Source organism: Kribbella sp. HUAS MG21 (genome assembly GCF_040254265.1).
In the GTDB taxonomy this organism is placed as follows: domain Bacteria; phylum Actinomycetota; class Actinomycetes; order Propionibacteriales; family Kribbellaceae; genus Kribbella.
This window is the reverse complement of sequence record NZ_CP158165.1, coordinates 1,895,706-1,920,021: the sequence shown is the minus strand read 5'-3', so window position 1 is coordinate 1,920,021 and position 24,316 is coordinate 1,895,706. Positions and strand designations below refer to the sequence as shown.

At 71.0% G+C, this 24,316-nt stretch carries 20 protein-coding genes; 16 read left to right on the top strand and 4 right to left on the bottom strand.

Translation table 11 applies throughout. The annotated features are described in order from the left end of the window. The first annotated feature begins 36 nt into the window (after positions 1-36). The gene (locus ABN611_RS09160) at positions 37-2,811 is read left to right on the top strand and encodes a glycoside hydrolase family 2 TIM barrel-domain containing protein (RefSeq protein WP_350279378.1); all 2,775 of its coding nucleotides are present in this window, start codon (positions 37-39) and stop codon (positions 2,809-2,811) included. Between the two features lie 192 nt (positions 2,812-3,003). Then, positions 3,004-3,504, top strand: coding sequence for a hypothetical protein (locus ABN611_RS09155; RefSeq protein WP_350279377.1), 501 nt, complete (start codon positions 3,004-3,006; stop codon positions 3,502-3,504). A gap of 15 nt (positions 3,505-3,519) precedes the next feature. On the opposite strand, the gene ABN611_RS09150 is transcribed toward ABN611_RS09155, so the two are convergent. Next, positions 3,520-4,932, bottom strand: coding sequence for a PLP-dependent aminotransferase family protein (locus ABN611_RS09150; protein WP_350279376.1), 1,413 nt, complete (start codon positions 4,930-4,932; stop codon positions 3,520-3,522). A gap of 63 nt (positions 4,933-4,995) precedes the next feature. Here ABN611_RS09150 and ABN611_RS09145 point away from each other — a divergent pair, with 63 nt between their 5' ends. From ABN611_RS09145 to ABN611_RS09110, 8 genes are all read left to right on the top strand, one after another. After that, positions 4,996-6,096, top strand: a complete 1,101-nt coding sequence (locus ABN611_RS09145) for a pyridoxal phosphate-dependent aminotransferase (protein WP_350279375.1) — start codon at positions 4,996-4,998, stop codon at positions 6,094-6,096. A gap of 9 nt (positions 6,097-6,105) precedes the next feature. Then, positions 6,106-8,091: a dTMP kinase gene (gene tmk, locus ABN611_RS09140; RefSeq protein WP_350279374.1), complete on the top strand. Its 1,986-nt coding sequence runs from the start codon at positions 6,106-6,108 to the stop codon at positions 8,089-8,091. Next, positions 8,088-9,296 carry a DNA polymerase III subunit delta' gene (locus ABN611_RS09135; RefSeq protein WP_350279373.1) on the top strand — a complete coding sequence of 403 codons (1,209 nt, stop codon included), beginning with the start codon at positions 8,088-8,090 and terminating at the stop codon, positions 9,294-9,296. The genes tmk and ABN611_RS09135 overlap by 4 nt, the downstream gene beginning before the upstream one ends. A gap of 117 nt (positions 9,297-9,413) precedes the next feature. Beyond that, a complete protein-coding gene (locus tag ABN611_RS09130) occupies positions 9,414-10,082 on the top strand; it encodes a DUF4190 domain-containing protein (RefSeq protein ID WP_350279372.1) in 669 nt (222 codons plus the stop codon). 31 nt (positions 10,083-10,113) lie between these two features. After that, positions 10,114-11,139, top strand: a complete 1,026-nt coding sequence (locus tag ABN611_RS09125; protein WP_350279371.1) for a DUF4190 domain-containing protein — start codon at positions 10,114-10,116, stop codon at positions 11,137-11,139. 137 nt (positions 11,140-11,276) lie between these two features. Next, the gene (locus ABN611_RS09120) at positions 11,277-11,891 is read left to right on the top strand and encodes a DUF4190 domain-containing protein (RefSeq protein WP_350279370.1); all 615 of its coding nucleotides are present in this window, start codon (positions 11,277-11,279) and stop codon (positions 11,889-11,891) included. 872 nt (positions 11,892-12,763) lie between these two features. Next, positions 12,764-13,834 carry a regulatory iron-sulfur-containing complex subunit RicT gene (gene ricT, locus ABN611_RS09115; protein WP_350281614.1) on the top strand — a complete coding sequence of 357 codons (1,071 nt, stop codon included), beginning with the start codon at positions 12,764-12,766 and terminating at the stop codon, positions 13,832-13,834. Further along, positions 13,831-15,369 carry an alpha/beta hydrolase gene (locus ABN611_RS09110; protein ID WP_350279369.1) on the top strand — a complete coding sequence of 513 codons (1,539 nt, stop codon included), beginning with the start codon at positions 13,831-13,833 and terminating at the stop codon, positions 15,367-15,369. Before ricT ends, ABN611_RS09110 begins: the two co-directional genes overlap by 4 nt. A 7-nt stretch (positions 15,370-15,376) precedes the next feature. Here the strand turns inward: ABN611_RS09110 and ABN611_RS09105 are convergent, their stop codons facing one another. Further along, entirely contained in the window at positions 15,377-16,006 is a 630-nt protein-coding gene (locus ABN611_RS09105) for a hypothetical protein (protein WP_350279368.1), read from the bottom strand. An 89-nt stretch (positions 16,007-16,095) separates the two neighbouring features. Here ABN611_RS09105 and ABN611_RS09100 point away from each other — a divergent pair, with 89 nt between their 5' ends. The 3 genes from ABN611_RS09100 (at position 16,096) to ABN611_RS09090 (ending at position 19,057) form a co-directional block, all read left to right on the top strand. After that, on the top strand, positions 16,096-16,434 hold the full coding sequence (locus tag ABN611_RS09100) for a sterol carrier family protein (RefSeq protein WP_350281613.1): 339 nt from the start codon (positions 16,096-16,098) through the stop codon (positions 16,432-16,434). Between the two features lie 348 nt (positions 16,435-16,782). After that, positions 16,783-18,069: an MFS transporter gene (locus ABN611_RS09095; RefSeq protein ID WP_350279367.1), complete on the top strand. Its 1,287-nt coding sequence runs from the start codon at positions 16,783-16,785 to the stop codon at positions 18,067-18,069. A gap of 13 nt (positions 18,070-18,082) precedes the next feature. Further along, a complete protein-coding gene (locus ABN611_RS09090; RefSeq protein WP_350279366.1) occupies positions 18,083-19,057 on the top strand; it encodes a hypothetical protein in 975 nt (324 codons plus the stop codon). Here the strand turns inward: ABN611_RS09090 and ABN611_RS09085 are convergent. Continuing rightward, entirely contained in the window at positions 19,045-19,653 is a 609-nt protein-coding gene (locus ABN611_RS09085) for a TetR/AcrR family transcriptional regulator (RefSeq protein ID WP_350279365.1), read from the bottom strand. The two genes, ABN611_RS09090 and ABN611_RS09085, sit on opposite strands and share 13 nt — an antisense overlap. A 105-nt stretch (positions 19,654-19,758) precedes the next feature. Between ABN611_RS09085 and ABN611_RS09080 the strand changes: the two genes are divergently transcribed. Next, positions 19,759-21,873, top strand: coding sequence for an MMPL family transporter (locus ABN611_RS09080; RefSeq protein ID WP_350279364.1), 2,115 nt, complete (start codon positions 19,759-19,761; stop codon positions 21,871-21,873). Here the strand turns inward: ABN611_RS09080 and ABN611_RS09075 are convergent. Beyond that, on the bottom strand, positions 21,815-23,323 hold the full coding sequence (locus ABN611_RS09075) for a PLP-dependent aminotransferase family protein (RefSeq protein WP_350279363.1): 1,509 nt from the start codon (positions 23,321-23,323) through the stop codon (positions 21,815-21,817). The genes ABN611_RS09080 and ABN611_RS09075 overlap by 59 nt on opposite strands. Before the next feature lie 28 nt (positions 23,324-23,351). On the opposite strand from ABN611_RS09075, the gene ABN611_RS09070 reads away from it, so the two are divergent. Continuing rightward, positions 23,352-24,152 carry a methyltransferase gene (locus ABN611_RS09070; RefSeq protein ID WP_350279362.1) on the top strand — a complete coding sequence of 267 codons (801 nt, stop codon included), beginning with the start codon at positions 23,352-23,354 and terminating at the stop codon, positions 24,150-24,152. Then, positions 24,149-24,289 (top strand): hypothetical protein, encoded by a 141-nt coding sequence (locus tag ABN611_RS09065; RefSeq protein WP_350279361.1) that lies wholly within the window; start codon positions 24,149-24,151, stop codon positions 24,287-24,289. The genes ABN611_RS09070 and ABN611_RS09065 overlap by 4 nt, the downstream gene beginning before the upstream one ends. The last annotated feature ends 27 nt before the right edge of the window (positions 24,290-24,316 follow it).

The window sequence follows — 24,316 nt, the reverse complement described above, 5'->3', positions numbered from 1 at the left end:
GGATTCGTGAACAAGCTTGGCTTAGGCTCGGCTCCTGTGACGGATCACCTGAACTATGTCGAGGACTTCGGTTCCGGGGCCAACGTGCTGCCCCCACGCGCCTGGCTGGACGACGACTCCGGGCGGCTGGCGCTCAGCGGGGACTGGAGCTTCCGGCTGTCCCCGACCGTGGCGGACGCGCCCGACGACCTGAAGGACCCGGACACCTCCGGCTGGGACACCATCGCGGTCCCGGGCCACTGGCAGCTGAACGGGTACGGCGCCCCGGCGTACACGAACGTGGTGTACCCGTTCCCGCTGGAGCCGCCGTACGTGCCGACCGACAACCCGACCGGCGACTACGTCCGCACCGTGACGGTGCCGGCCGACTTCGCCGGCGCTCGGATCGTGCTGCGGTTCGAGGGCGTGGACTCGCGGTTCGCGGTGTACGTGAACGGAGAGTGGGTCGGCTGGTCGTCCGGCTCCCGGCTGGCGTCCGAGTTCGACATCACCTCGTTGGTTGCGCCGGGCAAGGAAGCGCGGATCGCGGTGCGCGTCCACCAGTGGTCGGCCGGCAGCTACGTCGAGGACCAGGACATGTGGTGGCTGTCCGGGATCTTCCGCGAGGTCAACCTGCTCGCGCTCCGCCCCGACGCGCCGACCGACGTCTTCGTGAAGGCCGCCTGGGACCACGTCGACCGCGCGGGCACGCTGCTGGTCGAGTCCGACGTACCGGGCACCGTCGTCGTCGCCGAGCTCGGCCTCGAGGTGCCGACGGGTGAGCACGTCCGGGTCGAGGGTGTCGAGCCGTGGAGCGCCGAGGTGCCGCGGCTGTACGACGCCGTACTGCGGACCGCCGGCGGCGAGGTGCGGCTGCGGATCGGCTTCCGCACGGTCGCGATCGTCGACGGGATCTTCACCGTCAACGGCAACCGGGTGCTGTTCAACGGCGTCAACCGGCACGAGTTCCACCCGGACCGGGGGCGCGCGGTCACCGAGCAGGACATGCTCGACGACGTCCTGATCATGAAGCGCGCCGGGATCAACGCGGTCCGCACCAGCCACTACCCGCCGCACCCGTACTTCCTGTCGCTGTGCGACGAGTACGGCCTGTACGTGATCGACGAGTGCGACCTGGAGTCGCACGGGTTCGGGTACGAGCCGCAGCCGCCGAAGCTGCCGAACCCGGTGATGGACCCGCGGTTCCGCGACGACCTCGTCGAGCGGATGCGGCGCACCGTGCACCGGGACAAGAACCACCCGTCGATCGTGATCTGGTCGCTCGGCAACGAGTGCGGGATGGGTTCGAACCTCAAGGACATGTACGACCTCGTGAAGGAGCTCGACCCGTCGCGGCCGGTGCACTACGAGCGCGACACCGAGGCCGAGTGGGTCGACATCTACTCGCGGATGTACACCTCGCCGGAGGGATGCGCGGAGATCGGCGCTGACTCGTCCTTGTACCGGAACCTGCCGTTCATCCTGTGCGAGTACGGGCACGCGATGGGCAACGGGCCGGGCGGGCTGCTCGACTACCGCGAGGTGTTCGAGAAGTACCCGCGCTGCCAGGGCGGGTTCATCTGGGAGTTCATCGACCACGGGCTGCGGACCACGATCGACGGGCGCGAGGTCTACGCGTACGGCGGCGACTTCGGCGAGTCGATCCACGACGGGAACTTCGTCTGCGACGGGCTGCTGTTCCCCGACCGGACGCCGTCGCCGGGCATGCTCGAGTACGTCAAGGTGATCGAGCCGCTGCGTATCGTTGCTGACGGCAACCAGGTGTCGATCACGAACCGGTACGAGGTGCTGGACACCGGCCACCTGACCTTCACGTACGTCGTGGAGACCGAGGGCTCGCGGGTGGACGCCGGGAAACTGTCGGTGCCGGTGACCGCGCCGGGCGAGACCGTGAAGGTCGACCTGCCGGCGGTGGATTCGTCGCAGCCTGAGACGTGGGTGACGGTCACCGCCGAGCTCACCGAGGCGACGACGTGGGCCGAGGCCGGGCACCGGATCGCGTGGGGCCAGATCCGGCTGGACGAGCCGGCGTCCCCCCAGGTCGTGGTGAACGGATCGCCGGCTGTCGGTGAAGCCGGCATGGAAGGGATCAGCGTTGCCGGGGTGCGGAACGCTCGGCTGGATGTCTGGCGGGCGCCGATCGACAACGACGCGATCCCGGGGGTTGCGACCAAGTGGCGCGAGGAAGGGCTGCACCGGGTGCAGCACCGGATCGTGTCGCAGGGTGAACGCGACGGAGCCTGGGAGGTCGTCACCCGGACGGCGCCGCCGGCGCTGCAGTGGGGTCTGCGCAGTACGTGGCGCTGGACCGCTGTCGAAGGTGGCGTCGTGCTGGAGTTGAGCGTCGTACCGGAAGGGCTGTTCCCGGAGGTGCTGCCGCGGTTGGGGATCACGTTCGAACTGCCCAAGGTGCAGCAGGTCGAGTGGTTCGGCACCGGCCCGAACGAGGCGTACGTCGACACGCGCGAGGCCGCGGCCGTCGGCAAGTACTCCGCCACGGTCGCGGAACTGCAGACGCCGTACGTCCGCCCGCAGGAGAACGGACAACGCATCGACACCCGCTGGGCCCAACTGGACGGCCTGCGCATCGAGGCGTTGGACCAGCTCTTCGGCCTCACGGTCCGCGACTGGACCTCCGCCGACCTGGAAAACGCCAAACACACCGCCGACCTCACCCCCGGCGACACCACCCACGTAACCCTCGACATCGCCCAAACCGGCGTAGGCTCCGCCGCCTGCGGCCCAGCCCTCCCCGACCGCGACAAGCTGAAGACGGCCCCGTCCACGCTGACGCTCCGCTTCAGCAGCTGACGCGAACCGCCAGGCCATCACAATCGCCCGAGCCGACAGCAAGGCCGCCTGGGCACGCCGCAAACCCGGCATTGTGATGGCCTGGCGGTCCACACCCCCACCCAACACCTGCTCGGCTGCCTCCCACGGTCCACCGCCAGCCGCCCGAAAACGCCGGGCGTGCTTCTCTGGATGTGGGAGGTGGTCGAGGTGATGGAACGCTACGAACCGGCGACGGCGTCGCCTGATCTGCCGGTGGTGCGGGCGTGGGTGGAGCGGAATCCTGACGTCCGGGCACGTCTTACCGAGACCACGGAACACGGCGGCGGCCGGGTGGTGCTGGTCGTCAGCGTCCCGGACCACGACGACCTGGTCCGTGCCCGCACCGAGATCTCACCGCTCGTGGACCACGCGGACCTGCTCCGCTTCCGCCGCTGGCAGCCCTCCGAGCAGGAGGCCGAGTGGACCCTGCAATGGGTGCTCGGACTCATGCGCCGCCAGCGCGAGCTCGCCCTGCCGACCGAGGTGGCGTCAGTGGGGCGGCACGTGGTGTCCGGCCTGATCGAAGTCTGGCTCGACAAGGTCGACCGCGACTACGCAGCCGAACTCGAAGCCAGAGGCGACGGCCTCCTCTTCGTCGCCCCACACCCGGACACCGGAGTCTCTTTGGCCGCCGGCTGGACCCGGGAACCGCCCAGGGTCAAGCTGCCCTGAACCCTTCGCGCGCCCTCAGATGGCGATGGTCGGGCGTGCGTGTTGGCGGGTTGTGGGTGGGTGGTAGGACGACCAGGCGGATTTGAGGCGGTGGGTGGCTTCGGTGAGGGCTGTGGGGTGGGCTCGGAAGTGGAGGCGGATGTAGGGGGTGCTGGTGCCGGTTACGTCGAGGCCGGTGCCGGGGAGGATGGCCAGGCCGTGGCGGAGGGCGGTTTGGGCGAAGGAGATGCTGTCGCCGTACGGGAGGCGGACCCAGAGGCATTGGCCGCCGGTGACCGTCGGGACCTGCCAGGTGGGGAGCGCCTCGGTGAGCAGCGCGTGCAGGTGGTCGTGGCGCGCCTTCAGCGTGCGGTGCAGGTCGGGACCGTCCAGGAGCGGGAGTAGGTGGACGGCCGCCAGTTGCGTGGGGACGTTGCCGCCCAGGTCGTGCACCGCCCGCAGCCGTGCCAAGCGGTTGATCAGCGGAGTGGCCGCGCGGATCCAGCCGATGCGCAGTCCGCCCCAGATGCTCTTGCTGAGTGAACCGATCGAGATCACGTTCTCGCCGTACGCCGCCATCGGCACCGGCAGCTCCTCGCCCGGAAAGCCCAGGTCCGCCGGCACCTCGTCCTCGATCACCGGGATCCCCACCCCGGCGACCCGCTGACGCGCGAGCGCGGACATCACCGAACCGGTCGGATTCTGGTACGTCGGGATGACGTACGCCAGCGCCGGCCGCCGCTCCCGGACCGCGTCGGCGAGCCCCTCGAGCCCGACCGGCAAACCACGCAGTACCGCGCCTTCCTCCCGGAACACCTCCAACGCCCCCGGGTACGTCGGCGCCTCGACCAGCACCTGGTCTCCGGGCGAAACCAGCGCATGGGCGAGCAGCGAAAGCGCCTGCTGACCGCCGTTCGTCACCAGCACCTGGTCCGGCCCGGTCGGCACGCCGCGCGCCGTGTAGCGATCCGCCAGCGCCTGCCGCAGCGCCGGGTGACCGTACGGGTAGTAGCCGATGTCGTCGCTGATCCGGCCGAGCTCCGGCGCGATGGCCTGGAACGCCTCGGCGAGCTGCGGCGGCGGATCGCCCGGTGCCGCACAGATCGCGAGCAGTACGTCGTCGTCGCGCGCCTCCAGCGAGTCCAGGAAGATCGGGTCGACCGGCGCATCCTCGGGCGGTACGTCCGACGGGACGCCCGCGACCCTCGTCCCGCTGCCCTGCCGGCGGGTGATCCGCCCCTCGGCCCGCAGCAGGTCGTACGCCGCGACGACCGTCGTACGTCCGACCGCCAACGCCCCGGCCAGCGCGCGATCGGGCGGCAGCAGCACACCCGGGGGCAGTTCCCCGTCGTCGATCAGCTGCCGCAGCCGGGCGGCGAGCAGCACGTACAGCGGGCCGCGGCCGGACGACCAGCGGCCCAATCGGTCGACCACCTCGATTGGTCTCATCTGCGAACCAATTCTGCCGGATTGGCTCTGCAACGGCCAGCGGAAGTCCAGAACGATGGCGGTATGGCGACCTTCCCGAGCAACCCGATCATGTCCCTGACCGCGGAGCAGCCGCGGCACGAACTGGGCGAGAGCTACGGCCCGGAGCTCCGCCTCGCCGACCTGCTGACCCCGGAACTGGCCGAGCTCGAACTCGGCTACGGCACCGCGGCCGGCGACCCCCGGCTGCGGACGGCGATCGCCGACCGGCACGGCGTACGGCCCGACGACGTGATCGTCACCGTCGGCGGGATGCACGGGATCTTCCTGCTCGCGTACCTGCTGGCGGATCAGGGCGGCGAGGTCGTCACGACCGCGCCGCTCTTCCCGATGACACGGAACGCGTTCGATGCGGTCGGTGCGGCCGTCAAGGTCGTTCCGCTGACCTTCGACGACGGGTATCGGCTGACCGCGGCGGCGGTCCGGGCGCAGCTGACGCCGGCGACGAAGCTGGTGAGCCTGGCGACGCCGCAGAACCCGTCGGGGGTCGCCGTGCCGCCGGAAACCCTGCAGGAGATCGCGAACGCGATGGCCGAGGTGTGCCCGGAGGCGTACCTGATGGTCGACGAGACGTACCGGACGGCGTCGTACGGCGATGACGCTGTCGCCGAGACGGCGCTGCGGCTCGGGCCGAGGGTGGTCGTGGTCGCGTCGCTGTCGAAGTGCCACGGGGCGGCCGGACTGCGGATCGGGTGGGTGGTCAGCATGGACGCCGGTCTGATCGAGCGGTTGACGACGGCGAAGTTCAGCACCGTTGTCTCCGCCTCGCCGGTGACTGAGGCGCTGGCGGTGCGGGTCTTCGAGCAGGAGGACGCGATCCTCGGCGAACGAAGGACCTGGCTGGAACAGAACCTCCAACTCACCCAGGACTGGGTGAGCGCAAACAGCGACGTGGTGGAGTGGGTTCGGCCCTCGGCCGGGGCGCTGTGTGTGATCCGGCTGCGGCCGCACGTCGACCTCGGGCGGTTCCGGCGTACGGCGGCCGAACTCGGCGTCCGGCTCGCGGACGGCGACTGGTTCGGCGACGAGCCGCGGGTCTTCCGCCTGGGCTTCGGCTACCTCCCGCCCGAGGACCTGAAGGCGGCCCTGGATGCGCTGCGCGAGGCTGTCCGCGCTGCCTACTAGGCTTGCGGTGTGCCGGAGGCCTATGACCCGTTGACCGATCCTGCACCGGCGCACGATGTGCGGGCGGTGTTGCGGATCCGGGCGTTCCGGCGGCTGTGGATCGCGTTCGGGCTGTCGAGTCTCGGGGACTGGATCGGGCTGCTGGCGCTGACCGCGATGGCGAAGTCGTTCGCCGGCGACGACTACCAGGCGGCGAACTTCGCGATCGGCGGGGTGCTGTTCCTGCGGGTGCTGCCCGCGCTGGTGATGGGACCGGTGGCCGGCTGGATCGCGGACCGGCTGGACCGGCGCTGGACGATGATCCTCGGCGACCTGATCCGGGCCGCGTTCTTCGTCACGATCCCGCTGGTCGGGACGCTGACCTGGCTGCTGATCGCGACCGTGCTGATCGAGATCGTCAGCCTGATCTGGGGCCCGGCCAAGGACGCCAGCGTGCCGAACCTGGTGCCCCGGCACCGCCTCGAGGCGGCCAACCAGCTGAGCCTGATCACCACGTACGGCACCGCGCTCCCGGCCGCGGTGATCTTCACCGCGATCACCCTGGTGACCCGGTGGGCCGGCGACTTCTCCATCGACCTCGCCGTGTACGTGAACGCGGCGACGTTCGCGATCTCGGCGTTCGCGATCGTGTCGGTCGCCGAGATCGGCCGCGCGATCCACGAGCACGAGGAACACCCGACGCTGTGGCGGACCATGGTCGAGGGCTGGTCCTACGTCACCGGGACGCCGGTGGTCCGCGGGCTCGTCGGCGGGATCTCCGGGGCGTTCGCGGCGGGCGCGGTCGTGATCGGCCTCGGCCGGACGTACGTCGAGGACCTGGGCGCCGGCGATCCGGGGTACGGCGTGCTGTTCGGCGCGGTGTTCGGCGGTCTCGCGCTCGGGATGGGGTTCGGGCCGCGGATCTTCTCCGGGCTGTCCCGGCGCCGGCTGTTCGCGGCCGGGCTGGTCGGGTCCGGGATCTGCCTGGCCGGGCTGGCGCTGATCCAGCAGATCGAGATCGCGACGATGATCGCGATCCTGCTCGGGTTCTGCGCCGGCGGCTCCTGGGTGTCCGGGTACACGCTGCTCGGTCTCGAGGTGCCGGACGCGGTCCGCGGCCGGACGTTCGCGTTCGTCCAGTCGGCCGTCCGGACGGTGCTCGCGATCACGCTCGCGATCGCGCCGTTCGCCGCGGGCGCGATCGGCCGGCACACCTGGACGGTCGGCGGCCGGTCGGCGACGTACAACGGCGCCTCGATGACGATGCTGGCCGCCGCGATCCTGGCCGGGGTGATCGGCCTGCTCGCCTGGCGGCAGATGGACGACCGCCCGGGCGTGCCGTTCTGGCGCGACGTCCGGCGGAGTTTCGGCAAGACGCGCGGCGACTACCCGACGACCGGGCTGTTCATCGCGCTCGAGGGCGGCGAGGGCGCCGGGAAGTCGACGCAGTCCGCGCTGCTGGTGAAGTGGCTGCAGGAGCAGGGCCAGCAGGTGCTGCTGACCCGCGAGCCCGGCGCGACCGACCTCGGCAAGACGCTGCGGCAGATCGTCCTGGACCCGGCGACCGGCGACATCTCGCACCGCGCCGAGGCCTTGTTGTACGCCGCCGACAAGGCCGAGCACGTCGACTCGGTGATCAAGCCGGCGCTCAAGTCGGGCGCGGTCGTGATCACCGACCGGTACGTCGACTCCGCGCTGGCGTACCAGGGCTCCGGTCGGGACCTGGACCTCTCCGACGTCGAGCGGGTGAACCGTTGGGCGACCAACGACCTCCGCCCGAACCTCACGATCCTGCTGGACCTGCCGCCGAAGCGCGGCCTCGGCCGGTTCACCGAGCGGGACCGGATCGAGGCCCAGTCCGACGACTTCCACGAGCGGGTCCGGAACGCGTTCCTCGAGCTCGCGGCCGCCGAGCCGCAGCACTACCTGGTCCTCGACGCCACCCAGGACCGCGAGGACATCGCGCAACAGATCCGCGCCCGACTCCAGCCGATGCTTCCCAAGGTGGATCTATGAGTGTGTGGGACGACCTCGTCGGCCAGGAGCCCGCGGTCGCCGTACTGCGGAAGGCTGTCTCCGGCGCCGCCGCGGTGCTGCGCGGTGAGACAGGTTCCGCGGTCGCCGGGATGACGCACGCGTGGCTGATCACCGGGCCGCCCGGGTCCGGCCGGTCGAACGCGGGGCGCGCGTTCGCGGCCGCGCTGCAGTGCGCGAACGACGGTTGCGGCGAGTGCAACGAGTGCCGTACGGCGCTCAGCGGCGCGCACCCGGACGTGTCCTTGATCCGCACCGAGCTGCTCTCGATCCGGGTCAGCGAGGTCCGTGAACTCGTCCGGCGGGCCGCGATGAGCCCGACGCAGGGCCGCTGGCAGGTGATGGTCGTCGAGGACGCGGACCGGCTGACCGAGCAGGCCGCGGACGCGTTGCTGAAGAGCATCGAGGAGCCCGCGCCGCGGACCGTCTGGGTGTTGTGCGCGCCGACGGTCGAGGACGTCGTACCGACGATCCGGTCGCGGTGCCGCCTGCTGGTGCTGCGGACGCCGCCGGTCGCGGCGGTCGCGGAGATGCTGACCCGCAAGCTCGAGGTGGAGCAGGACCTGGCCTGGTTCGCGGCGCGGGCGGCGCAGGGCCACATCGGGCGGGCGCGGGCGCTCGCGCGGGACCCGGAGGTGCGGGAGCGGCGGACGAAGGTCCTCGAGGTGCCGTTCGCGCTGCGTGACCTCGGGGCCTGCCTCAAGGCGGCGCAGCAGCTCGTCGACGCGGCGAAAGTGGAGGCCAAGGCCAGCGCCGAGAAGGTCGACGAGAAGGAACGGGCCGCGCTCGAGCAGGCGCTCGGCGTCGGCACCAAGGGCGCCAAGCCGCGCGAGGCGAACGCCGCGCTGAAGGAGCTCGAGGACCAGCAGAAGGCGCGCGCCAAGCGTTGGGAGCGCGACGTACTGGATCGGTCGCTGGTGGACCTGATGGCGCTCTACCGGGACGTCCTGGTGGTGCAGACCCGGTCCGGCAGCGAGCTGATCAACGCCGAGCTGCGCGGCAACATCGAGCAGCTCGGGGCGCGCACGACCCCCGAGCAGACCGTACGGCGGATCGACGCGATCGCGATGTGCCGCGAGGCGATCGAGGCGAACGTCGCGCCGCTGGTCGCGCTCGAGGCGATGACGGTCGCCCTGTTCGAGGGCCGCAGCGACGGGTTCATCATCCCGCGGCGGGTCCTGCGCTGAGGCGTGACTCACGTCCGATAACTGGGCGGCAGGTGTAACACCGAGACCAGCCGGTCCGATGACTGGGTGTCCGAGCTAAGACAAAGGCTCGGCCAACAGTTGTCGAATGGAACACCCTTGACCGAGCCGCCTTCCCCGATCCAGCCGATGCGGCCCTCGTTGCCGTCGGCTGAGTCCTGGTTGGTCGGCGTACCGCACCCGGCCCAGCAGCGGCAGGACGGGTACGCCGTCGCCGCGTTCGCGACCAGCCTGCCCGGGCTGGTGCCGATCGCCGTCGTCCTGGCCGGCGTCGCGCTCCGCCGGATCAAACGGGCCGGCGGGCACGGGAAGCGGCTCGCGTACGGCGCCCTCGCGGTGTCGCTGTGCTGGGTGATCGCGATCGGCGTGGCGGTCGCGCTCAACCTGGTCGGCGACTACCGGCGCGGGATCGGCAAGACGGTCTCGATCTCGCAGGTGGACGTCGGGCGCTGCTTCGACGCGGATCTGGAGGCGGAGTCGCTGCGGCTGGTCCGGATCGCGAACTGCGCCGCGCCGCACACCGGGGAGGCGTACGCGAAGGTGCAGGCCGCGCTGGTCGGGTTGCCGGCGGCGCAGACCGGGGCGGTGGCGACGCAGCAGTGCGCGGGCGCGTTCGCCGAGTTCGTCGGGAAGTCCTACGAAAGCTCCGACCTCGACATGTACTACGTCGTCCTGGGTGACCGTGCGGTTGCTGACGGCAACGTCCTGTGTCTGGTCGGGATGCCGGGGACCCGGCTGACAGGTACGATGCGCGGATCGCAGCGATGATGCCCGCGGCGGGGCAGCAGTGGGGGACAGCGTGACGCAGCCACCGTACGGACCAGGACCTGACCAGCCACCCGGCCGGCCCCAGGACCTGCCAAATGAGCGGCCTCAGGACCGGCCGCGCGATCCGACGCAGCCGTTCCCGACGTACGGGCGGCCGACGGAGCCGCACGCCCAGCAGACGGGGTCGGCCGGGGGTGCTGCCGGGTCCTATGGGGCCGCTGGTGCCGCGGGTTCGGCCGGGGCGTCTTGGGCGGCGCCGGGGCAGCCGCCTTATGCGCAGACGCAGTACGGTGCGCCGTACGGCGGGCAGGCGCAGTACGGGCAGTCGCAGGCCGGGCACGCGGCGTACGGGCAGGGGTTTGCGCCGGGACAGTATCCGGCGCAGTACGGGCAGCCGCCCGCGGCGTACGGGTACGGGTACGGCTATCCCGGGCAGGGCGGGACGAACGGCCTGGCGACCGCGGCGCTGGTGTGCGGGCTCGGCGGTTTCGTCATCGGGATCTCGGCACCGGTCGCGATCGGCCTCGGCATCGCGGCACTCGTCCAGATCAACCGGCGGCAGCAGGCCGGCAAGGGCATGGCGATCGCCGGACTGGTGATCGGCTCGCTGGTGACACTCGGGTACATCCTGATCTTCGGGCTCGTGATCGCCTTCGGCTCGTCGGCCGACGACGAGTACGGCGCCTCGGATCCGTCGGGCACGTCGAGTACGTACGTCGACGAGCTCGCGGTGGGCGAATGCTTCAACGACACCAAGACGGAGGACGAGGTCGTCCGGCAGCCCTGCCCGACCGAGCACGACGGCGAGATCGTCGCGATCGTCACCCTCCCGGCCGGTGAGTACCCCGGCAACAACGGGATCGACAAGGCGGCCGACCGGGCGTGCCGGCCGGAGTTCGGTACGTACGTCGGCAAGTCGAGCGACGAGTCCGAGCTCTATCTGAGCTGGTGGACGCCCGACAAGAGCGCCTGGGACCACGGCGACCGCCGGATCCTCTGCGCAGCGTACGGCCCCGACGACAAGATCACCGGCACCGTCAAGAACAGCCGCCGCTGAGCGAAGACGAGCCTGCTCCTGGGTCAACTCGACGGCGCCCCCGGCCGGTTGCCCGCGGCAACCGGCCCGGCCCGATCGGGACCCCGCCCGGCAGCTACGATGCGCCAGAAACCCCTCAAGACCCGCTCGGGAGCACCGTGACCCACCCACCCCAAAACCCACCCCCCGAGCGCCCCCAAGACCGCCCCCAGGACGCAACCCGCCCCCTACCCACCTACGGCCAGCAGCCCCAATACGGCCAAGCCAGCCAGGGCCAGTACGGCGAAGCCAGCCAGGGCCAGTACGGCCAAGCTGGCCCGTACGGGCAGACGGGTCAGTACGGGCAGACGAATCAGGGACAGTACGGCGCACAGGGCCAGTACGGCTCGCAGTACGCACAATCGCCGTACGCGCACAGCGTCTACGGCGGCTACGGCTACACAGGCTCAGGCGGAACAAACGGCCTGGCCACAGCAGCCCTCGTCTGCGGCCTCGGCGGCCTGGTCATCGGCATCTCCGCCCCGGTAGCCATCGGCCTGGGCATCGCAGCCCTGGTCCAGATCAAACGCCGCAACCAGGACGGCAAAGGCATGGCAATCGCAGGCCTGGTCATAGGCACCCTGCTAACCCTCGGCTACCTACTCCTGTTCCTCTTCCTCATAGTCCTAGGCACCACAGCCTCCAACGACGACTACTACGGCGCCCCCACCCCCGCCACCTCCCACACCATCACCACCGCCGAGGCCCCAGCGCGGGCCACCACCCCAACGTGAGCCAACACCCCTGAGAACCGACAGTTCCCAGGTGAGCCAACACCCCTGAGGGCCGACAGCTCCGAGGTGAACGAGCACGCCCTCCGGCCCCGCGGCCCACGCCTCCATCCGCCTCCTGGAGTCCGTGGGCCTGCTGCCGCTCGCGAGCGTTCGTTCGCAGCTAGCCGACGGCAGTCAGCAATTCCGGCGTGACCGGAGATCCATCGCCTCAGCCGACAACTGATTCGTCTGTGCCGGAGGCTCGGTGGCGTCAGCCGGCAGTTGGTCGTCTGGGGCGGAGCTGGGCCAAGCGTGCCGCGCGGTTCCCGCGCCGTCGTCCGGCTGCTGGAGTCCGCGGGGCCTGGCGAGCGCTAGCTCGCAACTAGCCGGCGGCAGCCGGCAAGTCCCGGCGTCAGCCGGAACCCGTCGGCGGCACGCCAACTACCGGCGTGTCCGGAGGCTCCGTGGCCTCAGCCGGCAGCTGGTCCGTCTGCGCCGGAGCTGGGCCAAGCGTGCGCCGCGTTTCCCGCGCTTCCGTACGGCACTGGAGGTCGCGGGGCCTGCTGTCGCTCGCGAGCGCTAGCTCGCAGCTCGCCGGCGGCAGCCGGCAACTCCCGGCGCCAGCCGGAATGACCGGCGTCAGCCGGAGCCCGCGGCGTCAGCCGGAGCCCGCGGCGCCAGCCGCATGTGCCGGCGTCAGCCGGAAGAGCCCGGCGTTAGCCGGAAAGGAGGTTCCGGGCGTCAAGCCCGGGGGTGGGTGGGAGCGGGCGTAGTGGCCCGGAGGAGGAGCGGAGCGACGACGTAGGGGTGCGGAGCACGCGTGGGCTCGTTACCCGGCGGTGCCTGGGTGGGCTGCCTGCTCGGGGTACGGCAAGTACTCTGGCCGCGTGGGTATGGTCATGGCGGTGTCGTTCGAGCGGTACGGGCGGCTCTATTACCTTGATCCGGGGGAGTTTCGGCCGCGGGTGGGGGACAAGGTGCTGGTTCCTACCGACGACGGGCCTGAGGTGGCGGAGTGTGTGTGGGCTCCGCAGTACGTGACCGAGGACGTCGGCGGGCTGCCGACGTGTGCGGGGATCGCCTCGGAGCAGGATCTGGAGCGGGACGAGCAGAACCGGCAGCGGCGGGCGGACGCGCGGGTGATCGCGAAGCGGACGATTCGGCAGCACGGGTTGCCGATGAAGGTGGTCGGGATCGACTTCGTGGATCGGCGGCCGGACATCGACCAGCTGGTGATCGTGTACTTCTCCGCGCCGCACCGGGTGGATTTCCGCGAGCTGGTGCGGGATCTGGCCCGCGCGCTGCGGGCGCGGATCGAGTTGCGGCAGGTGGGCGCGCGGGACGAGGCGCGGCTGCAGGGCGGGATCGGGCCGTGCGGGCGGGACCTGTGCTGTGCGACGTTCCTGAAGGACTTCGAACCGGTCAGTGTGCGGATGGCGAAGGACCAGGACCTGCCGCTGAACCCGCTGAAGATCTCCGGCGCCTGCGGCCGGTTGATGTGCTGCCTGAAGTACGAGCACCCGCTGTACCAGGAGTTCAACGCGAAGGCCCCGGCGGTCGGGACCGCGGTGGAGACCCCCGCGGGTGATGGAGTGGTGGTCGGGCACAACGTGCCGAGCGACACCGTCGTCGTCCGGCTGGCGGCGTCGGGACGGCGTTGCGCCTGCAGCCGCGCGGACGTGTGCTCGCCGCGGCAGCAGTACGAGGCATCCGGTACGACGACCTCCGACGCACCACCCGTCCTACCAAAAGAAGTCCCCGCCGCCGAGAAACCCGCAGTACGCGAAACGAACGCAGTACCCAACAACACCGCAGCACCCCAGGAAAACGCAGTACCCGAGAACACCGCAGTACCCGACGACGACACCCCGCCGCGCGCCGAGACCCGTGAGGAGCGCCGGGCCCGGAAACCTCGGCGCCGCCGCCGGCTGCACCACGACGACCAGGGAGATTCCGCGCAGTGAGATTCCGCAGGCCGACCGTACTGCTGGCAGTTCTTGCGGTGCTCGCGAGCGGATGCGGGGTGGCGAGCCGCGCGCAGGACGCGGGAGGCGGTACGGCGCCCGGCGTCGGCAGCAACCCGCCGCGCGGACCGGTGGGGCCGATCCCGGCGGGGCTGGAGAAGTTCTACCAGCAGCAGCCGGACTGGGAGCGCTGCGGATCGAACCAGCAGTGCGCGACCATCGAGGTCCCGCTGGACTACAGCAAGCCGACCGGCGAGACCATCGAGCTGCGCGCCCGGAAGGTGCTGGCCCGCGACCGCGGCGGCCGGATCGGGACGCTGTTCATCAACCCGGGCGGCCCGGGCGCGTCGGGGCAGGAGTTCGCGGCGCAGACGCCGATGCTGTTCGGGGCGTCGGTGCTGCGGAAGTTCGACATCGTCGGCTGGGACCCGCGCGGCGTCGGTGAGTCCACGCCGGTGAAGTGCCTGGACACCGAGCAGCTGGACGCGATGATCGCCGCGGACGGCAGCCCCGACAACGCCACCGAGGTCGCGGAGCTCGACAAGCAGTTCAAGGTCCTGGCGGCCGGCTGTCAGCAGCGCGCCGGGCAGCTGCTCCCGCACGTGTCGACGAAGGACGCCGCCCGCGACATCGACGTACTGCGCGGCATCGTCGGCGACCCGCAGCTCTACTACCTCGGCATGTCGTACGGGACCTATCTCGGCGCGACGTACGCCGAGCTGTTCCCGAAGAACGTCGGCCGGCTGGTGCTGGACGGCGCCGTCGACCCGGCGATCAGCTCCGAGCAGCTGGCGATGGCGCAGGCGAAGGGCTTCGACAAGGCCCTGGACGCGTTCGCGGAGGACTGTGCACAGCGGTCCTGCAAGCTCGGCAGCAGCAAGAACGAGGTGCTGGCCAAGATCGACCAGCTGCTCAAGATCAGCGACGAGAACCCGCTGCCCGGCGACGGGAACCGGGACGTCACGCAGGCGCTGGTGATGCTCGGCCTGGTCTATCCGCTGTACCTCAAGGAGTTCTGGCCGCGCCTCGAGGAGGCCGTCACCGACGGCCTCGCCGGGAACGGCGCCCGGCTGCTGGCGCTCGCCGACGAGTACACGGACCGCAAGCCGAGCGGGTACGGCGACAACTCGAACGAGGCCATCATCGCGGTCAACTGCCTCGACCGGCCGGACGTCAGCTCGATCGCGCAGCTGCAGGCGGAGATCCCGGAGTTCAAGGCCGCGTCACCGCGCTTCGGCGAGTACCTCGCCTGGTCGTCGGTGGCGTGCGTCAACTGGCCGGTGAAGGCGGTCAACAAGCCGCACGCGATCAAGGCGACCGGCGCGAAGCCGATCATGGTGCTCGGTACGACGCGCGACCCGGCGACGCCGTACGAGTGGGCGGTCGGCCTGGCGCACCAGCTGGACAGCGGCATCCTGGTGACCCGCGACGGCGACGGCCATACGGCGTACCTGTCCGGCAACGCCTGCGTGAAGAACGTCGTCGAGAGCTACCTCGTCCAGGGCAACACCCCGGCCACCGACATCAAGTGCTAGGCAGGCCCTAGTTCGGGCGGTCGTCGCCCGGCGCGGTCGGGAGCTCGAGTGTGTCGGTGGCGTGCTGGAGTACGGCGCGCAGGCCGGCCTCGTCCTGCGGGCGGCCGCCGACGGTGATCTCGACCGCCGACGTCCTGCCGTTGTCGAGCGAGATCCAGCGCGACATCCCCATCCGCGGGCCGCGACTCTGGTCGACGTACGTGTAGACCAGCGTGCCGTTGTCGCGGCTCAGCACCTGCAGGTCGCGCTCGTCGATGCTGCGCTCGCGGGCCTTGACCAGCTCGTCCGGGCTCTGCTTGCTGCCGCGGGTGTCGAACCGGAGCTGCCAGACCCCGGTCGGGTCCAGGAACCGCGGCCGGGTGCCGGTCTGCGAGCTCTTCCAGCCCGCCGGGACCTCGGACGACACCGGGTCGTCGTCGGTGCCGAAGTTCTGGACGGCGTACTGCAGCCCGTCGGCCTGCAGGCCGTCGGTGCGGCTCGGCGTACTCGACGGGGACGGGCTGACCACCCCGACCGGCGTCTGCTGGGTTGCGAACGGGTTGCCGCCGTTGACGACGACCACGGCGCCGAACGCGACCACGCCGACGGTCATTCCCGCCAGCGTCATCAGCAGCGCCTGGTGCCTGGGCGTGAGCATCCCGACCTCGCTTCCTCGTCTCCCGCCCGATTATCGCCGACGAAAGGGGCGTCACCGCAAACCGCCGCGTACGCTGGCACGTCGTGGAGATGTCCGACGCCCCGTTCCGGCAGGCCTTGCAGCGTTACGACGACGGTACGGCGGAACGCGCCGACCTGAAGCTGCTCACCAAGGAACTGCTGAAACGCCTGGTCGCGAAGGCGCCGGGGCACGCGGTCGAGGTGCGCGTCCCGCCGTACGGCGCCGTGCAGTGCATCGAAGGCCCCCGGCATACCCGCGGTACGCCGGGGGCGGTGATCGAGATGCCGCCGGAATTGTGGATCGAGGTCGCGCTCGGCCGGACGTCGTGGGCCGACGCCCGGCTCACCGGCAAGCTCCGCGCCAGCGGCGAACGCACCGACCTGACCGACCTGCTGCCGCTCGATTGAAGCCTTAGCGGCCGGCGGTGTTGGTCGACCAGACCGGGGTGCGGCCGTGGACGATCACGGCGTTGCCGTCGGTCTGCATGAGCAGCGTGTAGATCCCGTTGGCGGAACGGCGGTACTGCCCGGGCTTCAGGTACTGGCCCGGGCCGACTTGATCGAGATCATGCGGTTCTTCTCCGTTTCCGAGAACCGGCCGGGATCGTCCCGGCCGAGCAGATTGACGCCAGCGGCAACCAATCGGTTCCACGCCAGGAGCGGCCGGGGTCCGGACCGGGGCCTTTCGATCCTGGCCGAAGGGCCGGAAGCTGAAACAGGTTCGTCCGGCTCGGTCGGAACTGTCACTATGACTCGGTGACAGCAAGTTTCCGCGCCCGGCTGGGTCGGCTGCGTATCGATCTGACCCCGTGGCGCAGCTCCCACGACTTCCGCGTCCTGCTGGTCGCGGGCTCGGTCTTCTTCCTCGGCGGCATGGTCGGGTACGTCGCGCTGCCGTACCAGCTGTACCAGCTCACCGGTTCGAACTTCGCGGTCGGTGCGATGGGCCTGGTGACGATCGTCCCGCTGGTGGTCTTCGGCCTGTACGGCGGTGCGCTCGCCGACCACGTGGAACGCCGGAAGCTGCTCGTCCTCACCGGCCTGGCGCAGGTCGTGATCGCGGCGCTGATGGTCGCCAACACGCTGCTGCCGAACCCGCAGGTCTGGCTGATCTACGTCTGCGGCGCGTTGAACGCGGTCGCCTCCTCGCTGCAGCGGCCGAGCCGCGAGGCGCTGCTGCCCCGGGTGGTGCGGCACGACGAGATCCCGGCCGCGGTCGCCCTGAGTTCGCTGACCGCGCAGGTCGGCCAGCTCGCCGGCCCGGCGCTGGGTGGCGTCCTGGTCGGCACCGTGGGCGTGACCTGGGCGTTCTCGATCGAGCTGGCCGGGATCGTCTTCGCCACGCTGCTCTACACCCGGCTGGGTTCGTACCGCGCGGGCGACGGCACCACGGCGCCGAGTCTGCGGGCGATCGGCGGCGGGATCGTGTACGCGTACCGCCGCAAGGACCTGCTGGCGACGTACCTGGTCGACATGGTCGGGATGTTCCTGGCGATGCCGATCGTGCTGTTCCCCGCGTTCGCGACCGACATCCTGAAGGAACCGAAGCTGCTCGGCCTGCTCTACAGCGCCGAGGCGATCGGCGCGATGTGCGCGAGCCTGACCAGCGGCTGGGCGAAACACGTCCACCACCAGGGCCGGGCGGTGGTGCTGGCCACGATGGCCTGGGGCGCCGCGGTCGGGATCGCCGGGCTGGCGCCGAACATCTGGTTCGCGATCGCGTTCTTCGCCCTGGCGGGTGCGGCCGACATGGTGTCGGTGCTGTTCCGCTCGGTGATCTGGAACCAGACGATCCCGGACGAGATGCGCGGCCGGCTGGCCGGGATCGAGATGCTCGGCTACTCGCTCGGCCCGCTCGGCGGTCAGGCCCGGTCCGGGCTGGTCGCCGACCTGACCGGCGTCCGGACCGCGATCGTCAGCGGCGGCGCGCTGTGCGTCGTGGGCGTCATCGGGACCGCGGCCTGGCTGCGCGAGTTCTGGCGGTACGACGCCCGCACCGACGAACACGCCGTCCGCGAAAGGGAGCTCCGCGCCGCAGGTTAAGGTCTGAGCCATCATGCGTATCCGCCGTGTAGTCGTCGCCGCCGGGCTCACCGTCGTACTGCTGGCCGGGTGTGGCGGTCCCGGGCAGGAGACCGCGCCGAGCGTCCCGCCGCTGGTGTCGGTGAGTACGCCGCCGACCTCGGAGACGCCGTCCGCGACGCCCACGCCGCCCCCGTCCGAGACCGCGAAGGTCGCGGACACCTTGTGCGTGCGGATGGACGCCGCGCTGGTGCAGTCGACGCTGGCGGTGCCGGTCGCGAACATCCAGGCCAAGAACCCGCCGGCCGAGTTCGGCCTCCCGACGTACGACGTCTGTCAGTTCACGCTCAGCACGAGCCCGAGCGGACCGGTGCTGCGGGTCGGGGTGTCGGTGCTGCCGGCCACCAAGGCGACGCTGGCGGCGACGCAGAAGGAGTACGCCGCGCAGCCGCGCGAACCGGTCAAGCCCGCCGTGATCGGCGAGGGCGGCTACGGGACGAGCACGTTCCTGGTCTTCCTGCTGGGCGGCAAGCTCTACAAGTTGTCCGGTCCGCGGGCCACGCTCGCGAAGTACGTCGTACTCGGTCAGGAGGTCGTCCGGCAGGTTGCCGGGCTGCCGGATCCCGAGCGGCTGATCACGCGCCCGGACTGCGAGCGCGGTACGTCGGCCGCGACCAAGGTGATGGGCGCGCCGGCGATGGTCCGGCGCGACGGCCAGACCCTCGTCGGGGACCTGGTCTGCGGCTGGGTGACCTCGACGAGCGTGCTGTCCACCTCGGTACGCCGGGAGCCGGACGGCGAGGCGCTGATGGCGCCGATCCGCAAGGCTCCGACGTCGCAGTCCGTGCCGCTCGGCGACGAGGGGTACGTCGACACCGCCACCGGGCGCACCACGATCCGCGTCGGCGCCGACAAGATCGTCGACCTGGTCCCGCTGCCCGCCCGGAAGCTCGATCCGGACCTGATGACCCAGTTCGCGCTCGCGATGTCCCCGCTCTACACCCGCTGATCGAGCGGTGAGAGGTAGCCGATCAGGGCCTGGTTGAGCTCGGCGATCCAGCGTTCGCGCTGGGCCTCCGGGGTGCTCACGACGGTGCCGAGGAGCGCGGCGAAGATCTGGGTCGCGACGGCGGCCGTGGTCTCGAGGCGCTCCGGCGGCAGGTCGGGGTGGCGCGCGGCCAGGACCTCGGCGACGCGGCCGATCACGGCGCGCTGCAGGGCGCGGGGCGGTGCGGTCAGCTTCTCGGGGAGGTCGCCGCTGCCGAACAGCGCCTTGAATCCCGGGTTGGCGAGGTTGACCTCGACCATCGGCCGGATCATCCGGTCGACCAGCTCCGGCAACGGCAAGTGCGCTGCCCCGGGGTCGAACGCCTTGGCGTGTGCGGCCGCGAGTTCGCTGCGGTAGCGCTCGGCGAGCGCCTCCGCCAGCGCCTCCTTGTTCGCGAAGAACTGGTACAGCGTGCCCGGCGAGACCCCGGCCTGCTTCGCGATCGCGTTGGTGGTCGCCTTCGCGTACCCGGCCTCGGCGAACACCACCGCGGCCGCGTCCAGCAGCTGCACCATCCGCCGCTGTCCGCGCGCCTGGCGCCGCGGTTCCTCGGGCATGCGGGACCCCTTCGTTGACAAACACGAGTAAATGCTCGTATTTTTCCGTATGCGAGCAACTGCTCGTGTTTGGTCATCCTACCCCCGTCTGCCCGGAGGTCCGCCATGCCCGAAACCGCCCCGCCCGTCCACCCGGATCCCCGGGCCGCGGCGGCTCCGCTCGGTCGCCTCGGCCGGTTGGTGGTACGGCGCCGGCGGATCGTCGCGGCGCTGTCGGTGGTGCTGACGGCGCTGGTGCTCGCGGTCGCGGCCGGTGCGCTCGACGCCCTCTCGCTGTCCCGGATCGCCGACCCGGCCTCGGAGTCGGACCGTGCCCGCCGGGTGCTCGCTGAGCAGTTCCGGACCGGCCCGCCGAACCTCGCCTTCCTCGTGACGGCCAGGAGCGGGACGGTCGACGACGCCGCGGTGCGCGCGGCTGGTGTTGGGCTCACCAACGAGATCGCGGGACAGCCGGGAGTGGCCGAAGCCGCGTCGTACTGGTCGCGGGACGACAGTCCGGCCTTGCGCAGCAAGGATTCCCGGCAGGCGCTGATCCTCGTCCGGGTGCCGGGCGACGTGAACGAAGCGCGGCAACGGGTCGGTGAGCTCGCGGCGCAGTACGCAGGACCGCGGGACGCCATCACCGTGCAGTCGGGCGGTCAGGACGAGGTGTTCCGCGAGATCGGCGCCCAGGCGCGGCAGGACTTCCTGCGCGCCGAGGTGGTGGTGATCCCGATGGTGCTCGGGCTGCTGATCCTCATCTATCGCCGGGTGTCGCTGGCGCTCGTGACGCTCGGCGTCGGGATCTTCGCGGTCGGCGGGGCGCTGGCCGGGCTGCGGGTGATCGCGGCGTTCACCGAGGTCTCGACGTTCGCCGCCAACCTGTCGCTGGTGATGGGACTGGCGTTGGGTGTCGACTACTGCCTGTTCGTGATCGCGAGGTTCCGCGAGGAGATCGCGGACGGTGCGGAGGTCCACGACGCGGTGGTGGCCGCGGTCCGTACGGCCGGGCGGACGGTGTTCTTCAGCGGCCTGACAGTCGCGGTCTCCCTGCTCGCGTTGCTGCTGTTCCCGTTGTCGTTCCTGCGATCCTTCGGGTACGCCGGAGTGCTGGTCGTCGCGTTCGCGATGTTCGGTGCACTGGTCGTGCTACCTGCCGCACTCGCGCTCCTCGGCCGGCGCGTCGTACGACCTGTGCCAGTGCGAGCTTCGACCGGTCGATGGGCGGCGCTCGCGACCGCGGTGATGCGGCGCCCGGCACTGATCGGCGGCGGCGTGCTGGTGCTGATCTTGTTGCTCTCGGCACCTGCTCTCGGGTTGCGCTTCGGCCTGCCGGACGCGCGGATCCTGCCCGCCGACGCCAGCAGTCGGATCATGGCCGACCAGGTCCGGCAGAACTTCGGCCAGGAAGAGTCCGACGCGCTGTACGTCGTGATGCCCGAGGCGGCTGACCCGGCGCGACTGGCGCCGTACGCGAAGGTTCTCGGGGATTTCGACGGTGTCGCGCAGGTGGACACGTACGTCCGGAACGGCGGTGCCTACCTGACCGTGATTCCGACCGACGCCGCGCTCGAAGGCGACATCGGCGGCCTGGTGGAGCAGGTCCGCGCGGCGCCGGCGCCGTACCCGACGATCGTCGGCGGCTCGCCGGCCGAGATGACGGACTGGCGGTCCGCACTCACCGAGCGGATCCCGTTGGTGCTCGGGCTGATCCTGCTGCTCAGCGTGGCCGTGCTGTACGTCGCCACGGGCAGTGTGCTGCTGCCGTTGAAGGCGACCGTGCTGAACCTGCTGAGTCTCGCGGTGATGTTCGGGGTGATGGTGTGGGTGTTCCAGCGCGGCAATCTGTCCGGGGCGCTCGGGTTCACGGCGACCGGGGTGCTCGAGGCGAGTATGCCGACGCTGATGTTCTGCATCGTGTACGGCTTGTCGATGGACTACGAGGTCTTCATCGTGTCGCGGATCCGCGAGGAGTACCTGCGGACGGGCGACACCGAGAGCGCGGTGGCGACGGGCCTGCAGCGGTCGGCGCCGCTCGTCACGACCGCGGCCGTCGTCCTGGCGGCATCCTTCGCGGTCTATGCGAGCGGTGGTGTGGTGTACCTGAAGATGATCGGCGTCGGGATGGCGGTCGCGGTACTCGTGGACGCGACGGCGATCCGGGGCGTGCTGCTGCCCGCGTTCATGAAGCTCGCGGGGCGCGCGAACTGGTGGAGCCCGATCGGCATACCTCCGCGATGACGGCGATCGCCGCGCTGATCTCGGTCGGGGTGCGGGCGGCGTAGCCCAGGACCAGGCCGGGCTGGTGGGGCAGTTGGCAGTGCCAGGACAGCGGGTGGCACTTCACGCCTTGCTCGAGCGCGGCCGCGGCGAGGGCGGCGTCGTCGGTGTCGTCGGCGAGCGTGATCGTCAGGTGCAGGCCCGCCGCGGCGCCGTGGATGGTTGCGGTGGGCAAATGGTTGCGGATCGCGGTGACCATCGCGTCGCGCCGGGTGCGGTGCCGGCGGCGCAGGAACCGCAGTTGGCGTTCGAGTTCGCCGGACTCCATCAGCTGCGCGAGCGTGAGCTGCGGCAGGGCGGCGTTGCCCAGATCGGCCAGGCGCTTGCGCGCGATCAGCTCCTCCTTGTACTGCGGCGGCGCCAGCATCCAGCCGATCCGGAGTGCCGGTGCGAGCAGCTTGGAGACGCTGCCGGCGTAGATCACCTGGTCCGGAAGCATCGCGCGCAGCGCCGGCACCGGCGGGCGGTCGTACCGGTGCTCGGCGTCGTAGTCGTCCTCGAGGATCAGACCGCCGTCCGTCGCCCAGCGGATGAGTTCGCGGCGCCGTTCGCCGTCCAGGACGACGCCGGTCGGGAAGTGGTGCGCCGGTGTCGCCATCACCACCCGGGCCCCGGAATCCCGCAGTACGTCGACCCGCAAGCCGCGATCGTCGACGGGGATCGGCGGGGTGTGCAGGCCCCAGCTCTGCAGGTGCTGCCGGGAACCGAGGGAGCCGGGATCCTCGACCGCGATCTCGTGGATGCCGTGCTGCGGCAGGACCTGCGCCACGAGCCCGATCGCCTGGGCGACGCCGGCCACGACGATCAGGTCGTCGGGGTCCGCCGCGATCCCGCGGTACTGCGCCAGCCAGGCCGCGACCGCCCGGCGGAGCGCCGGCGTCCCAGCGGGGTCGCCGTACCCGAAGTCCGACGACCGCAGGTCGCCCAGCACCGCGCGCTCGGCCCGCATCCAGGCGGCGCGCGGGAACGCCGCGAGGTCCGGGACGCCGGGCGTCAGGTCGATCCTGGCCGGGACGTCGCGGAGCCGGTCGAAGGCGTCCAGGCCGGGGCTCGCTAGGAGCTGGTTCTCGTTCCGCTGGGTGGCCGGGGTGGACTGTGTGGCGGTGGTCGGGCGTAGCGCGGCCGCGACGACGACCGTGCCGCGGCGGCCCTGGCCGGCGATGTGCCCGTCCTCGGTCAGGCGCTGGTACGTCTCGGTGACGACGCCGCGGGAGATACCGAGGTCGGAGGCGAGGGTGCGGGTGGCCGGCAGCCGGGCGCCGACCGGCAGGTGACCGGTCGAGATCGCGGTCCGGAGCCGGTCGGTGAGCCAGTCCGCGAGCCCGCCGGGGGACGCCTCCGACGGATCGAGCTGCAGGAAATCCGCACCGCGTTTGGACCTGCCACTTATCGCCGGATTGGACCTGTTCACAGGACCATTGTGGCGCGACCTTGGAGGTATGGGAACCGACTACGTCCACGGCTACACCCCGGCGGAGACCCGCCGGCTGACCGACCAGGCCGGCACGCTGGCCGAGCTGCTGCACGGCGGTACGACGTACCCGCCCGGCAGCCGGGTACTGGAGGCCGGCTGCGGCGTGGGCGCGCAGACCGTCCAGCTCGTCACCCGCAGCCCCGGCATCGAGCTGACCTCGATCGACATCTCCGAGGAGTCACTCGCGCAGGCGAAGGCCCGCGTCGCCGAGCACGCGCCCGGCGCGACCGTCGACTGGCGGCACGCGGACCTCTACGACCTGCGCGACGAGAAGTTCGACCACGTCTTCGTCTGCTTCGTCCTCGAACATCTCGCCGACCCGGTCGCGGCCCTCGTCCGGCTCCGCGAACTGCTGAACCCCGGCGGCACGATCACCGTGATCGAAGGCGACCACGGGTCCGCGTTCTTCCATCCCCGCAGCCCACGCGCGCAGGCCGTCGTCGACTGTCTCGTCGACCTGCAGGCCGAAGCCGGCGGCGACGCGCTGATCGGCCGTCGGTTGCAGCCGTTGCTCGCGCAGGCCGGGTACGACGACGTACAGGTCGGTCCGCGCACCGTGTACGCCGACCAGAACGTCCCGCACCTCGTCGACGGCTTCACTCGGCGGACGTTCATCGCGATGGTCGAGTCCGTCCGCGAGCGCGCGATCGCCGCCGGCCTGCGGAGTCCGGCCGAATGGGCCGCCGGCATCCGCGACCTGGACCTCGCCGCCGAACCCGGCGGCACCTTCCACTACACGTTCTTCAAAGGAGTTGGCCGGACATGATCGAGTTGATCGTCCTCGTCGCACTCGTCTGCTGGCGGCTGAATCGCAACCAGCGCAGGCAGATCCGCCCCACGGTCGGCGGCGTCACGGATCGCGATCTGCAGCGGTTGGTCGCCGACCTGCGGGCGCTCAGCTGACCAGTTCATGAACGCCTGGTAAACAAG